The organism is Hymenobacter qilianensis (assembly GCF_014638675.1).
GTDB classification, from domain to species: Bacteria; Bacteroidota; Bacteroidia; order Cytophagales; family Hymenobacteraceae; genus Hymenobacter; species Hymenobacter qilianensis.
The window spans coordinates 482581-495412 of the sequence record NZ_BMFN01000002.1 but is presented as its reverse complement, the minus strand read 5'-3'; the positions used below and the strand labels follow the sequence as shown (position 1 = coordinate 495412).

Genomic DNA, 12832 nt, shown 5'->3' with positions numbered 1-12832 from the left:
TGGTTCCGCCGACGATGTAGAGACGTGATACTTTGCGTCTCCTTGCTGGCGCCATCCGACCTACCATTGTTCAACACGAAGACGCGAAGTGTTGCGTCTATACATCATTCATTTAATTGCTGAGTAAAAGCTGCTACGAGCAGCAAAAAATCAGGCCGGCAGAAGCGCACCTTCTGCCGGCCTGAGAAATAAGATAAATGATAGATAATTGGCTAATAATCAGTGGATAATATAAAGTAGTTGAGTAAGTTTATTCTTCTGCGCGAAAGGTTAGGATTGGATCTGTCGACTGGGTAGCATCGTACAGGCGAAGCTCCCTATTGTTGACCTCGTAGCGGGCGGTTCGAAGCAGCGCTGCCAGATAACGCACGCCAAATACCGGACTGGAACAACTGCCCGGCTTCACTGTGATTTGCGTGATGGTGAACGTTTTGCTGCCAGCATCAAGAGAAAATTGCCCCCCAATCTCGTCGCAGGCCGACAAGCCTTGCAATTTGCTGTCAGACGCAACGAACTGAATATAAGACTGCCGATCGAAGGAAAAGCTCGAAAGGCGTATATCGTCGCCCTCTACTTCGGCCAGCTTCCAACGCTCATTCAGCAGCGCGGCGTCCACATCAGAATCATCTGAGCAGCTGCTGAGCGCGAAAGCTATTCCAAGCCACAAAAAAGAGCGAGTAAAGCGTGGTATCATATACGTCGAACTGTGGGTGCTATGTGAGAGGGAGACAGCACGAAGACAAAAGGTTGCAGGCTATCTTGACCGAAGGCAAAAAATATTTTGCCCCCCAGCCATTAAAACGCTGATAGCAAATGCCATTGCAGATTATTTCTGCTTTATATAAACGTCTAAATGATTATATTATCTGCACTTTAGGCAACCCTTCCTGTGGCTTATTCATCTACCTCGACAACTCTCTAATCATTATTCTACACCATGAAAACCTCGACTCAGCTCAAGACTCTTATTCTGCTTTTAGTAGCATGTACGCTCCAGGTTTATGTACAAGCCCAGACCAAGCAAACCCGCCAAACAGGCAGCTTCGAAGCCATCAGCGCAAGTGGTGCGGTGAATGTATTTCTACGCCAGGGCGGCGCAACAAGCGTGGTCGTTGAGGCATCGGAGGAAGTGCAGGAATACCTGAAAACGGAGGTGCAGAACGGTACCCTGAAAATATACCGCGACCGTAATTTCAACTGGCGCGACCTGGTGGGCCGCAATGAGAATAGCGTTAATATTTATATCACCTGCCCCAGCCTCAAGGCAGTTTCTGTGAGCGGTGCGTCGGCGGTGAAGGGCCAATCGACCTTCGCTGCCAACGACTTTAAAGTGCAAGCCAGCGGCGCCAGCGATATAACGCTCAACCTCAATGCCAGAAGTCTGGATGTGAACTGCTCCGGTGCCAGCGATGTAAAGCTTTCCGGAAAGGCCGACCGGCAGAAAGTGAACGTCAGCGGCGGTAGTGAGTACCAGGCGTATGCGCTGCAATCCAAAGGTGCTCAGATAGTTGCTTCGGGCGCCAGTGACGCGCAGGTTAATATCGACGGGGAACTGTCATCAACCGCTTCCGGCGCCAGCGACATTCGCTATAAAGGCAATGCGCGTCTAGTAAGCAGCCGCGCCAGTGGGGCCAGCTCGGTGAGAGCTGCCCGCTAAATCCGGAATTGTTTCTGGCTTCAAATCCCCTGTTTGGCTTTCGGCAGCCGAGCAGGGGATTTTTGTATAGAGCAGGACACTACCGGGGGGCTTTTTTAGCAATGCTTACTACCTTGATAAGCAGCAGCTATTTCGAAGCAACTAATAAAGCTGATATTGCGAATAAGTGACAACTAGCAAAAATTCGCTAACTGTTCATGAAGCTTGTTGCGCAATTGCCTAGCTTCGTCCCGATTCCACTTTCCCGCTCTTCACTTACCTCCAAACTATGAATATCAAAAAGCTACTCGTTGCCAACCGTGGTGAAATTGCTATCCGGGTGCTGCGCGCCGCCACCGAGTTGGGTATCCCGACGGTGGCTGTGTACACCTATGAGGATCGCTATTCCCTGCACCGCTACAAGGCCGATGAAGCCTATCAGATTGGCCGCGACGACGAGCCGCTGAAACCTTATCTGGATATAGAAGCCATTCTGCGTACCGCCAAAGAAAACGGTGCCGACGCTATTCATCCTGGTTACGGCTTTCTGGCCGAAAACGCCACGTTCGCTCGTCGCTGCCAGGAGGAAGGCGTGATTTTCGTGGGGCCGCGGCCGGAAGTAATGGAAGCCCTCGGCGACAAAGTAGCCGCCAAGCGCGTGGCCGTACAGTGCCAGGTGCCCATTATAGAAAGCAGCGAAGCGGAGCTGGTTGATCTGGAAGTAGCACTAAATGAGGCGCATCGCATTGGCTATCCGGTCATGCTCAAAGCAGCTTCCGGCGGTGGTGGGCGCGGTATGCGCGTTATCCGGACCGACGACGAGCTGGAAAAAGGCTTTTTTGAAGCTCGGAATGAGGCGTTGAAAGCCTTCGGCGACGACACCGTGTTTCTGGAAAAATTTGTGGAGCGCCCCAAGCACATTGAAGTGCAGCTGGTAGCCGATAACCACGGCAACATTGTGCACCTCTACGAGCGCGACTGCTCGGTGCAGCGCCGCTTTCAGAAAGTGGTAGAAATTGCCCCCGCTCTGGATCTGGCTGATCATCAGCGCCATTTGCTGTATGAGTACGCCTTGCGTCTGGGCCGGGCGGTGAACTACAACAATGTGGGCACGGTGGAATTTCTGGTAAATCCCGAGCTGGACCGCATCTACTTTATTGAGGTGAATCCGCGCATTCAGGTGGAGCACACCGTCACGGAGATGATTACCGGCATCGACCTGATCAAAACGCAGATTTATATTGCGGCCGGCTATAATCTTTCTTCCCCAGAAATTGGGCTGGAGCCGGGGGGCAAACCGCTCAAAACCGGCTTCGCCATTCAGTGCCGCATTACTACCGAAGACCCCGAGAACGACTTTAAGCCCGACTACGGCACCATCGTGGCGTATCGCTCGGCGGGCGGCTTCGGTATTCGCCTCGACCAGGGCTCGGTGTATCAGGGCGTGAAAGTGTCACCCTTCTTCGATTCGCTGCTGGTGAAAGTGTCGGCCCACGCGCCTACGCTGGAAGGTGCAGCCCAAAAAATGGCGCGTACGCTGGATGAATTCCGCATTCGTGGGGTACAGACCAACATTCAGTTTCTGCAAAATATCATTGCTAACCCCGAGTTTGTAAGTGGTAAGGCCAACGTGGACTTTATCAAAGACCACCCGGAGCTATTCCAGTACAAGCCCCGCCAGGACCGCGGCACAAAAGTGCTGGCTTACATCGGCGATGTGGTGGTCAATGGCAACCCCGACGTTAAGAAGCTGATTGACCCCACACGGGACCTGCGCAAGCCCAAAATCCCGTTCGCCAACATCACCGAGCCGCACCAGCCCGGCACCAAAGACAAGCTCACAGAGCTTGGTCCCGAAGGATTTGCCCAGTGGTTGCGCGCCGATAAACCCATTCATTACTGCGATACTACCTTCCGCGACGCCCACCAGAGTTTGCTGGCCACGCGCATGCGCACTTTCGACCTGCTGAAGGTGGCCGAACGCTACGCCAAAATGCATCCTCAAACCTTCTCGATGGAGGTGTGGGGTGGCGCTACGTTTGATGTGGCCCTACGCTTTCTGCACGAAGATCCGTGGGAGCGGTTGGCTAAAATCAGAGCGGCGGTGCCTAATATTTTGCTGCAAATGCTCATCCGGGGGGCAAATGGCGTGGGCTACAAAGCATACCCGGATAACCTCACTGAGCGTTTTGTGCAACAGGCCTGGGAAACGGGCGTCGATGTGTTCCGCATTTTCGACTCCCTTAACTGGATGCCTGGAATGGAGTCCTGCATCGGTTTTGTGCGCAACAAAACCCAGGGTTTGGCCGAGGCCAGCATCTGCTACACCGGCGACATTCTAGACCCCAAGCGCCCTAAATACAACCTCGACTATTATCTGCGCTTAGCTAAGCAGATCGAAGATGCAGGCGCCCATATTCTCTGCATTAAAGACATGGCCGGCCTGCTCAAGCCTTACGCCGCCACTGAGCTTATTCAGGGACTTCGGTCTACCATCAGCTTGCCTATTCATTTACATACACATGATACATCATCCTTACAAGCAGCTACTTACCTAAAGGCAGTTGAAGCAGATGTAGATGTGATTGATGTAGCGTTGGGCTCTTTATCAGGGCTTACTTCGCAGCCTAATTTCAACTCTATTGTGGAGATGCTGCGTGGTACGCCCCGACACCGGGAGTTCGATCAGCGGAGCTTGAATGAGTTTTCCAACTACTGGGAAACGGTGCGCGAGTACTACTATCCGTTTGAGTCAGGTTTGAAAGCCGGTACGTCAGAAGTGTTTCAGCACGAGATACCTGGGGGGCAATATTCCAACCTGCGGCCCCAGGCGGCGGCGCTGGGCCTGGGCGATAAGTTTGAGCAGGTAAAGCAAACCTTCGCCGACGTGAATCAGCTATTTGGCGACATCGTGAAAGTAACGCCCTCGTCGAAAGTGGTGGGCGACATGGCGCTGTTTATGGTGACGAATAACCTGACAACCCAGGACGTGCTGGAGAAAGGGGAGAGCCTGTCGTTTCCGGAGTCGGTGCAGAGCCTGTTCCGGGGCGACATTGGGCAGCCAGAGGGCGGCTGGCCCGCTGACCTGCAAAAGCTTATTCTCAAGGATGAAAAGCCCTTCACTGACCGACCCAACGAGCACTTGGCGCCCATCGATTTTGACAAGGAGTGGGCGGCTTTTCAAACCAAATTTGGCCCCCAGACTAAGTTTACCGATCTGCTTTCCTACCTGCTCTACCCCAAAGTATTCGAGCAGTATTGGGCGCACGTGCAGCAGTTCGGCGACGTGTCGCTGATTCCAACGCGGGTGTTTTTCTATGGCCTTAAGCCCGGCGAGGAAACCATCATCGACATTGCTCGGGGCAAATCAGTAATTGTGAAGCTACGCTCGGTAGGCAACGTGAACGACGACGGCAACCGTACCGTGTTCTTCTCTTTCAATGGCCAGACCCGCAACCTGGAAGTGCGCGACCGCTCGGTGGAAGTCAAAACGGTGCGTAATCAGAAGATTGACAAAGCCAATCCGCGCCAGGTGGGCGCTCCTTTGCAAGGAATGCTGTCGAAAGTGCTGGTGAAAGACGGCGAAGCGGTGAAGCGCAACACGCCGCTCTTCATCATTGAAGCCATGAAAATGGAAACCACCATCACCGCCCCCGACGACTCTACCGTGCAAAGCCTGCACCTGGGCGAAGGGACCTTAGTAAATGCTGACGACCTTGTATTGACGCTGGCATAACTGCGGCTGTGGGTAGAGTGCGGCTTCTATCCCGAAAATTGTATATATTTTCGAAGTTGTAGCATTTCCCATTCACTCTGTTATTCAAATATGAATCTCTTACGCACTTTTCTTATTGCAGCCAGTGCTTTTGTAAGCCTGCACGCGCAGGCGCAAAGTGCAGCCGTTAGCTCGGGCAATGCAGCACAGGAAAACCTGAAGTCGCTGGTGAACGGTTCGGCTGCCATCAGCTTCGACAACCGCTACGAGGGTGTGCGCGGTACGCCTTATTTGATTTCGGCTTGGATACCGGGCACTATTCAGCTGGCCTCCAAAGTGCCCCTGCCCGAAACAAAGCTGAAGTACGATGCCAACCAGCGCCTGCTGTTGATGCTGCGCAGTCCCAAAGACTCCACTTATGTGGACATGAATAAGGTGGAGGGTTTCGTGCTAAATGACCCCACCAAAAATCAGCCGCGAGCTTTTAAGCGCTTTTATGATGCGCCCGACCCGGCTCTGCGCCAAGAGTATTTTGAAGTGTTAGTGCCGGGCAACTACAGCCTGCTCAAGCTTCAGCGCAAAACCCTGCAAAAAGCCAGCTACAGCGGGGCCTACAGCGCCGACCGGCGCTATGATGAGCTGCTCGACCAGACTGACTACTTCATCCGTACGGCCGATGGTCGTTTGCAGCCCATCAAGCTTAACGCAAAGGCGTTGGCAGCTGCATTGCCGGAGCACTCGGCCCAGATTCAGGCGGAGCTTAAGAAGCGCCCGGCGCTACGCACCGAAGCTGATTTTGTGGCTTTCGCGCCCTGGCTGAATACGTTGCCTGCGCTTCCTGCTAAATAAATTATGCTTTAGCGACTTAAAAAAGCCCCCCAGATCTTACTGGGGGGCTTTTTTGTGAGCCTATTTTAAATAAACGGCCTCAAACACTGCCAGCGGCTCGTCGCTTTTTTCGGCGTACAACCGTAAGGTGTTGCCTTGTATTTCAAAGCGTGAAGCGTCTTGAAGCGCTTTCAAATAGTTGGTTTCCAACTGTTGGCGGGCTTCGCAGAACATCCTAGTAGAGCCAATATTCAGGAGGCGCAGCGTGGTAGCCGTGGGCTGCTCGAAGCGGCCGAAGTACCGGTTGCAGCCCGCGTAGCCATCCAGCTGATTGGTAGTAGCGTTAAGTTGTAGGTAGATTTCCTGACTGCTCTCCAGTGTGTTGATGGGGGTGGCAGCCAGGGTTCGGAGCACCCAGCGTGTATTGCGCAGGCTGGCATCGGGAGGGGTTTCTCGTACGGTTGTGCAGGCACTGAAAAGCAGAAATAGTAGCAAAATCAGGGGCGGGCGGAGCGGCATAGGAACAACGATAAGTGAAAAGCCTGGCAGAAGATAGGTGAACCGTGATAATTGGTTTTGTCGTGAGGCAAAATTCCTACCTTGAGCCATGAAAAAACTTGTCCTGATCATTGGATTGGCTTGTATAAGCCAGCTAGCTGAAGCACAGAAAAATATTAAGCAGGCAAACGTTGAGCGTGTTATCCGCACGTTGGCGGCTGATGACATGAAGGGCCGGGCAGCCGGTAAGCCGGGTGGCTTGCAGGCCGCTAAGTTTCTGGCCGCCGAGTTTGACCGGATTGGGCTGGAAAAAATGCCGGGCTTAACCACATACGAGCAGGTATTTCCGGCGTACGAAGTACGTACGACTGCGGGCAGCGTAACGCTCGACGGCTTGGCAGTAGCGACCGAAAACGTGCTGCCCATATCGGGGCTGCCTTCCCTCAGCTGGACCAGCGAGGATGCCACGCCGCCGCGTGTGGTCGTTATTGGCCCCCAGGACAACGTGCGGCAGCAAATGGGCGCTTTGCTGCAACCGACTGCCAACACGCTGGTTCTCGTGGATCCAATCCATGCGCCGCGTTTCAAGCAGCTGGCTGACTACCTGAGCCATAGCAGTATGCAGGGCGAACAGCCGAAGCCATTTGCCAGCGTATTTGTGTTGGCGGCTGCTCCGGCGGCGCCCGTCAAATTTGCTGCTACGGCCACCACCACCATCAAAACGGTAGAGCTGCGCAATGTGGTAGGAGTCCTGCCCGGACAGGCCAAGGACAAAGCCCGTGCAGCCGAAATGGTAGTGTTTTCGGCTCATTATGACCATATCGGAATTTTGCCCCCCACGGCCGGCGACTCCATTGCCAACGGGGCCGATGATGATGCCAGCGGCACAACGGCCGTGGTAGCTCTGGCGGAGTATTTTAAAAAGAACAAGCTGGAGGTCGGCAAGAAGAAAAAGAAGAATCAGCGGACGCTGGTATTCGTGGCGTTCACGGCGGAGGAAATCGGGGGCTTCGGCTCGAAGTATTTTTCTCAGCAGATTGATCCGCAGAAGGTGGTGGCCATGTTCAACATCGAGATGATCGGGAAGGAAGCCAAATTTGGCCCCCAGACCGCCTTTATCACCGGCTACGAGCGCTCCGACTTTGGCAAGCTGCTCCAGCAAAAGCTGGAAGGCACACCCTTCCGCTTCGAGCCCGATCCGTATCCCGAGCAAAACCTGTTTTACCGCTCCGATAATGCCACCCTGGCCCGTCTGGGCGTGCCGGCCCACACCATCAGCAGCGACCAGATTCCGACGGATAAGCTTTACCACACGGTAGACGACGAAGTGGAAAGCCTGAATATGACCAACATGACGGCTATTATTACGGCCATTGCGCGTAGTGCTACCGGCATTATAGCCGGCGACCAAACGCCTACCCGCATTGAGCCCGCCAGCGTAGGTCAGCGCCCGTAGCGCTTCGAAGTAGAGTAAAAGCGGCCGCCCCGACACTAAGTAAGTATCGGGGCGGCCGTCTCGTTTTAAACGAATAGTAAGTTATTACTTAGGAAGGCGCACGCTAAAGCCAGCTCCCACGGATAAGCCTTCGGCTTCGGAGGTGAAGCCTTGGCCGGCATTCAGGTCGAAGTGGAGGTTAGGCAGCGGCCGCCAATAAATTCCGGCCGTAGCACCGGGCGCCAGCTTCGATTCGCGCTGCCATGTGGTATACGTTTCGGCGAAAAAGCCAAAATTGCCCCCCAGCGGTCCATTCAGCGCCAGCGTGCCGAGATAGGTGCCTAGCTTGGTGTCGGCGGCGCGGAAGCCACGCTGACGAAAGCCGAAGTTTGCTTCCAGCCCATAGCGCTGTCCTAACTGTTGCGAGATTAGTAAGCGCGCGCCGGGCTCCAGCACTTTGTTTGGGAAAGAGGCGTCGCCATTGCGTAGTGTTACCTCGCCCAATAGCACCACTTGGGAGCGGGCATTAGGTACCGTTGATGCCAAAAACTTGGCCCCAACGGTTAGGGGCGCGAAACCACCGGGCAAAGCGGTAGAAGGAACGGGTGCCTCAGAATCGACTGCTGCAGCCATTGCGGGCGTGACGGCGCGCTTGTCGGTAGGATGGAGGTAGCCTTGCGTCAAGCGCAGCTCAATGTGGCTGGGTAGTCCAATGCGCAGGGTGGCGCCAGACAAAGTGCGAGTCGAGCCGAAACCTGTGGCGTCGGCCGGCTCAAAGCGGTTGGTGCCCGCATCTACCTGAACTTGGCCCAAGGGCACCATACTGGTTGTAATGGTGCGGCCGGGCCGATCAGGGCGGATGTTGCGCACAAAGGGCGCATCAGCATTGAGGGTAGGGTCGGTGGTCTGGGCAAGCAGACTGGCTGGAGCAGCCACAAAAAGCCCCCCAGCAAACAAAAAAGCGGTTTTACGCATGCCCCCTCTGACACGAGACTACCAGAGAAAGTTCAGCGCCACGAACGGACGATACCGCCGTTACCGTTTGGACAAAGATGCTAGCTCTACAATGGTTGGCGGTAATAAGGGAATAAAAAAGCCCCCCAGTGAGATAAACGCTATTTTGTGAAAAGCTGAGCTCGCTTTATTCTCTACTAAATGATGTTGAGGCGCTGAATTTTATACGAAACACAAGCTCGTCATTAAATGACGAATGAAAACGCAATAAGTGAAACCAGCCAGCCTAGTTCACAGTAAAAGCACGAAGTAGCTTTAGTGCCCTTTCCCTACACAATAGATTCTATTAGAAGTATATAGCGGTTGAGAAGATAAACTGCGCGGTAGTGTTATGATGGCAGCAATGGGAAAGTAGCAATGAATGTAAAACAGCAACGTACGGCCGAAACCATTTATCAACAGGCCGAGAGCATAACTGAGGAGGCTGCAGTACTTTATTGTCAGTTGTCGCCGGACGTAGACTACTGTGGGGGAAGTGAAGAAAGCCGCCGAGCACTCGAACAAGAGATGCAAGGCCATCTTAATGCTTTGGCCAACGCCATTTTGATGAACAGTGCCGGCTTATTTGAGGCGCATTTGTTTCATTCCCGGCACCATCCAGCCGACGAGGCCCACGACCAGATGCTGACTCAGCAGCTGACGGCCCTCAAGCAGGTTCTGGCCCAGCGCTTACCCATCGCGGAGTATATAGCCGCAGCGGGCTATCTGAGCGCAGCTTTTAAAGAGCTGGAGCACCCAGTGATAGTAGCTGAGCCTTCCCCGCCAGTTGATTCTTCCCAAGAGGCACCTTTGAAAGCGCTTGCTGATGCGTACTTGTCAAATCTCTTGGCTGGACAGCGCGCCGAAGCTATCAGCTTACTCCGAAAAGAAGCTAAAGAAGGTATTGATGTGCGCCTTATCTACGAGCATGTATTTATGCCTGTGCAGTGGGAAGTGGGCTCGCGTTGGCACAGGGGCGAAATCACTGTTGCCCAAGAGCACTATTGCACCGCCGCCACCGAGCTGGCCATGGCTATGCTCCACCCATATTTGCAGGCACCTGCTCCCAATGGCTTCCGTTTCGTGGCTACTACCGTGTCCAGCGATTTGCACAGTATGCCGGTGCGTATGGTGTCTGACTTCCTGGAATTTGATGGCTGGACGCCCTACTTCTTAGGCGCCAACACCCCAACCGATGATATCTGGAAGGCGGTTGTCGGGTTTAAAGCCAATTTGCTCGTGCTTGGCGCTTCCATGCCTCACCATGTGAACATTCTGCGCCAGCTCATCAACGCCAAACAGTATACAATTGGCGCCAGCCAGGTGTCGGTGATGGTAGGAGGGGCGCCATTCAATGCCGATCCTACGTTGTGGCGCACAATCGGGGCTGATGCCTATGCGCCCAATGCCCGGGTAGCCGTGGAAGCGGCTCGTGCGCTAGTGCAAAATAAGTAAGCTAATGGCTTTACTCGTCTTCGTAATCTAGGCCCAGTAGCTGATTCAGCGCCTGTTGAAGCTCACTAGCGGCGTGCATCTGACCAGCTTTACGACTCACCTGCAACCCTAGGCGGTAAACTTTTTCGGCCTCTTCGGGCTTTTCTAGTTGCTCCAGCAGCTTGCCCGCATGGTAGTAAGTCCCCACGTAGTCGGGGTGCTCTTCCAGCAGCGTTTGATAATATTTCATAGCTAGCAGTGGCTCTGTTGCTCGATATTCGGTGGCCAGCGCATAGATCGTAAATGCGTCGTTGGGGTCATCGGCGTAGAAGGCCAAGAGTTGCTGTAAACGGCTGGGTGAGGTTTCCATAGGGCAGGAGTTTTCTGTATCTTCGCCCGAAATTAGGGGCTTTCCCGTAGTTATTCGTCCATATAAGCACCTTCGATGAAGTTTCTCGTTTGTATCAGCAACGTGCCCGACACGACCACCAAGATTGCCTTTACTCCTGATAATAAGGAGCTCAACAAGGCTGGGGTGCAGTTTGTAATTAATCCTTGGGATGAATATGCCCTCACCCGCGCCATTGAGTTAAAGGAAAAGCTGGGCGGCAATGTGACGGTGCTCAACGTAGGCGAAGCCGATACGGAACCCAATATCCGTAAGGCCCTGGCCATTGGTGCCGACGACGCTATCCGCGTGAATGCCAAGCCCACCGACGCTTTTTTCGTGGCTCAGCAAATTGCCGCTGCCGTTAAAGAAGGTGGCTATGACATCATCTTGATGGGTAAGGAAAGCATTGATTACAACGGCTTTCAAGTGCATGGCATGGTGGGCGAGCTGCTCGGCATTCCGACCGTAGCGCCGGCCATCAAGCTTGATGTTGAAGGCAACACCGCCACGCTGGAGCGTGAGATTGAAGGTGGCAAAGAAATAGTGGAGGTGGCTACGCCTTTCGTTGTTTCGTGTCAGGAGCCCATGTGCGAGCCCCGCATTCCTAACATGCGTGGTATCATGACGGCCCGGACCAAGCCCTTGAAAGTAGTAGAGCCTACCGGCGAAGCTGCCCGCACCCAGGTTACCGAGTTCGCTTTGCCCCCCAAGAAGCAGGGTGTTAAGCTTATTCCCGCCGAATCGGCCGGCGACCTGATCAAACTGCTGCGCAACGAAGCCAAAGTAATTTAATACAGGATTGAGGTTAGAGAACCACAAAGCACATGCTGCTGATATCAAGCTTCTCTAGTAAACATCTCATTTCTTGTACTTCACTTCTTATGTCTAAATAAATGTCTGTTCTAATTGTAGTTGAGTGTGATAACGGTGAGGTGAAAAAGTCCTCGCTGGAAGTAGCTTCCTACGGAAGCCAGGTAGCCCAAATGCTTGGCACTACGGCTACGGCTGTGGCCGTGGGCGAGGCTACCGAGACCAACCTTGCCACCCTTGGTGAGCAAGGCATCAGCAAAGTATTATACGATAACGATTCCCGCCTCAAGGATTTCGTAAACGGCGCTTACACCAAGCTGATTGCTGCGGCAGCCCAGCAGGAAAGCGCGCAGATAATTGTACTGGCTAACTCCAACATTGGAGCGGCTGTTGGTTCGCGCTTATCGGTGCGCCTGCAAGCCAGCTTGGCTACCAACGTAGTAGAGCTTCCCAAGATGGATGGGGGGCAATTTGTAGTGAAGCGCGGGGCGTATTCCGGCAAGGCTTTCTCCGACGTTATTCTAAGTGGCGAGCGAAAAATTATTGCGGTCAAGAAAAACTCGATGGAGCCTCTGCACAATGCTGGCCAAACCGCCACTGTGGAGCAGTTCTCTGCCCAGCTCACCGACACTGACTTCGCCGATGCTCCAAAGCAGGTGATCATGCAAGAGCAAGCTGGTGGTATTCTGTTGCCCGAAGCTGATAAGGTTGTATCTGGTGGCCGCGGTATGAAAGGCCCAGAGAATTGGAATCTGATTGAAGACTTAGCCAAAGCACTGGGCGCAGCTACTGCCTGCTCCAAGCCGGTATCCGACGTCGATTGGCGTCCTCACCACGAGCACGTTGGCCAGACGGGTATCACGGTGTCGCCGAACTTGTATATTGCCTGCGGTATTTCGGGCGCCATTCAGCACTTGGCTGGCGTAAACTCGTCGAAAGTTATCGTCGTCATCAACAAAGATCCAGAAGCTCCGTTTTTTAAAGCGGCTGATTATGGCATCGTTGGCGACGTATTCGACGTACTACCGAAATTAACTCAGGCCGTTAAAGAGTTGAATTAATGCGTTGCTAAATTGAGTTTTGATAGGTTGA

The 12832-nt window shown here is 53.7% G+C and carries 11 protein-coding genes; 7 read left to right on the top strand and 4 right to left on the bottom strand.

The annotated features are described in order from the left end of the window. Window positions 1-250: 250 nt before the first annotated feature. Window positions 251-694: an META domain-containing protein gene (locus tag IEW06_RS09990; RefSeq protein WP_188548197.1), complete on the bottom strand. Its 444-nt coding sequence runs from the start codon at window positions 692-694 to the stop codon at window positions 251-253. Window positions 695-937: 243 nt separating this feature from the next. On the opposite strand from IEW06_RS09990, the gene IEW06_RS09985 reads away from it, so the two are divergent. The 3 genes from IEW06_RS09985 to IEW06_RS09975 all read left to right on the top strand — a co-directional run bounded on the left by IEW06_RS09985 (window position 938) and on the right by IEW06_RS09975 (window position 6200). Beyond that, window positions 938-1657 (top strand): head GIN domain-containing protein, encoded by a 720-nt coding sequence (locus IEW06_RS09985; protein ID WP_187732415.1) that lies wholly within the window; start codon window positions 938-940, stop codon window positions 1655-1657. A gap of 268 nt (window positions 1658-1925) precedes the next feature. Beyond that, the gene (locus tag IEW06_RS09980) at window positions 1926-5372 is read left to right on the top strand and encodes a pyruvate carboxylase (protein ID WP_188548196.1); all 3447 of its coding nucleotides are present in this window, start codon (window positions 1926-1928) and stop codon (window positions 5370-5372) included. Between the two features lie 90 nt (window positions 5373-5462). Next, window positions 5463-6200: a hypothetical protein gene (locus tag IEW06_RS09975; RefSeq protein ID WP_187732414.1), complete on the top strand. Its 738-nt coding sequence runs from the start codon at window positions 5463-5465 to the stop codon at window positions 6198-6200. A gap of 60 nt (window positions 6201-6260) precedes the next feature. Here the strand turns inward: IEW06_RS09975 and IEW06_RS09970 are convergent, their stop codons facing one another. Further along, window positions 6261-6698, bottom strand: coding sequence for an META domain-containing protein (locus IEW06_RS09970; protein ID WP_187732413.1), 438 nt, complete (start codon window positions 6696-6698; stop codon window positions 6261-6263). Between the two features lie 88 nt (window positions 6699-6786). Here IEW06_RS09970 and IEW06_RS09965 point away from each other — a divergent pair, with 88 nt between their 5' ends. Continuing rightward, entirely contained in the window at window positions 6787-8133 is a 1347-nt protein-coding gene (locus IEW06_RS09965; protein WP_187732412.1) for a M20/M25/M40 family metallo-hydrolase, read from the top strand. Between the two features lie 84 nt (window positions 8134-8217). On the opposite strand, the gene IEW06_RS09960 is transcribed toward IEW06_RS09965, so the two are convergent. After that, window positions 8218-9087, bottom strand: coding sequence for a transporter (locus IEW06_RS09960; protein WP_187732411.1), 870 nt, complete (start codon window positions 9085-9087; stop codon window positions 8218-8220). A gap of 567 nt (window positions 9088-9654) precedes the next feature. On the opposite strand from IEW06_RS09960, the gene IEW06_RS09955 reads away from it, so the two are divergent. Next, window positions 9655-10560, top strand: coding sequence for a cobalamin B12-binding domain-containing protein (locus IEW06_RS09955; RefSeq protein WP_187732410.1), 906 nt, complete (start codon window positions 9655-9657; stop codon window positions 10558-10560). Window positions 10561-10570: 10 nt separating this feature from the next. Here IEW06_RS09955 and IEW06_RS09950 read toward each other — a convergent pair whose 3' ends face one another. Further along, window positions 10571-10909: a tetratricopeptide repeat protein gene (locus IEW06_RS09950; RefSeq protein WP_187732409.1), complete on the bottom strand. Its 339-nt coding sequence runs from the start codon at window positions 10907-10909 to the stop codon at window positions 10571-10573. A gap of 75 nt (window positions 10910-10984) precedes the next feature. Here IEW06_RS09950 and IEW06_RS09945 point away from each other — a divergent pair, with 75 nt between their 5' ends. After that, a complete protein-coding gene (locus tag IEW06_RS09945) occupies window positions 10985-11722 on the top strand; it encodes an electron transfer flavoprotein subunit beta/FixA family protein (RefSeq protein ID WP_187732408.1) in 738 nt (245 codons plus the stop codon). Between the two features lie 101 nt (window positions 11723-11823). After that, window positions 11824-12801, top strand: a complete 978-nt coding sequence (locus IEW06_RS09940) for an electron transfer flavoprotein subunit alpha/FixB family protein (RefSeq protein WP_187732407.1) — start codon at window positions 11824-11826, stop codon at window positions 12799-12801. Window positions 12802-12832: the final 31 nt, after the last annotated feature.

What these genes read in the sequence shown, in the direction of transcription:
- IEW06_RS09990 (WP_188548197.1), bottom strand. Translation starts at nt 694, where the DNA reads ATGATACCACGCTTTACTCGCTCTTTTTTGTGGCTTGGAATAGCTTTC.
- IEW06_RS09940 (WP_187732407.1), top strand. Translation starts at nt 11,824, where the DNA reads ATGTCTGTTCTAATTGTAGTTGAGTGTGATAACGGTGAGGTGAAAAAG.
- IEW06_RS09980 (WP_188548196.1), top strand. Translation starts at nt 1,926, where the DNA reads ATGAATATCAAAAAGCTACTCGTTGCCAACCGTGGTGAAATTGCTATC.
- IEW06_RS09970 (WP_187732413.1), bottom strand. Translation starts at nt 6,698, where the DNA reads ATGCCGCTCCGCCCGCCCCTGATTTTGCTACTATTTCTGCTTTTCAGT.
- IEW06_RS09960 (WP_187732411.1), bottom strand. Translation starts at nt 9,087, where the DNA reads ATGCGTAAAACCGCTTTTTTGTTTGCTGGGGGGCTTTTTGTGGCTGCT.
- IEW06_RS09950 (WP_187732409.1), bottom strand. Translation starts at nt 10,909, where the DNA reads ATGGAAACCTCACCCAGCCGTTTACAGCAACTCTTGGCCTTCTACGCC.
- IEW06_RS09975 (WP_187732414.1), top strand. Translation starts at nt 5,463, where the DNA reads ATGAATCTCTTACGCACTTTTCTTATTGCAGCCAGTGCTTTTGTAAGC.
- IEW06_RS09945 (WP_187732408.1), top strand. Translation starts at nt 10,985, where the DNA reads ATGAAGTTTCTCGTTTGTATCAGCAACGTGCCCGACACGACCACCAAG.
- IEW06_RS09985 (WP_187732415.1), top strand. Translation starts at nt 938, where the DNA reads ATGAAAACCTCGACTCAGCTCAAGACTCTTATTCTGCTTTTAGTAGCA.
- IEW06_RS09965 (WP_187732412.1), top strand. Translation starts at nt 6,787, where the DNA reads ATGAAAAAACTTGTCCTGATCATTGGATTGGCTTGTATAAGCCAGCTA.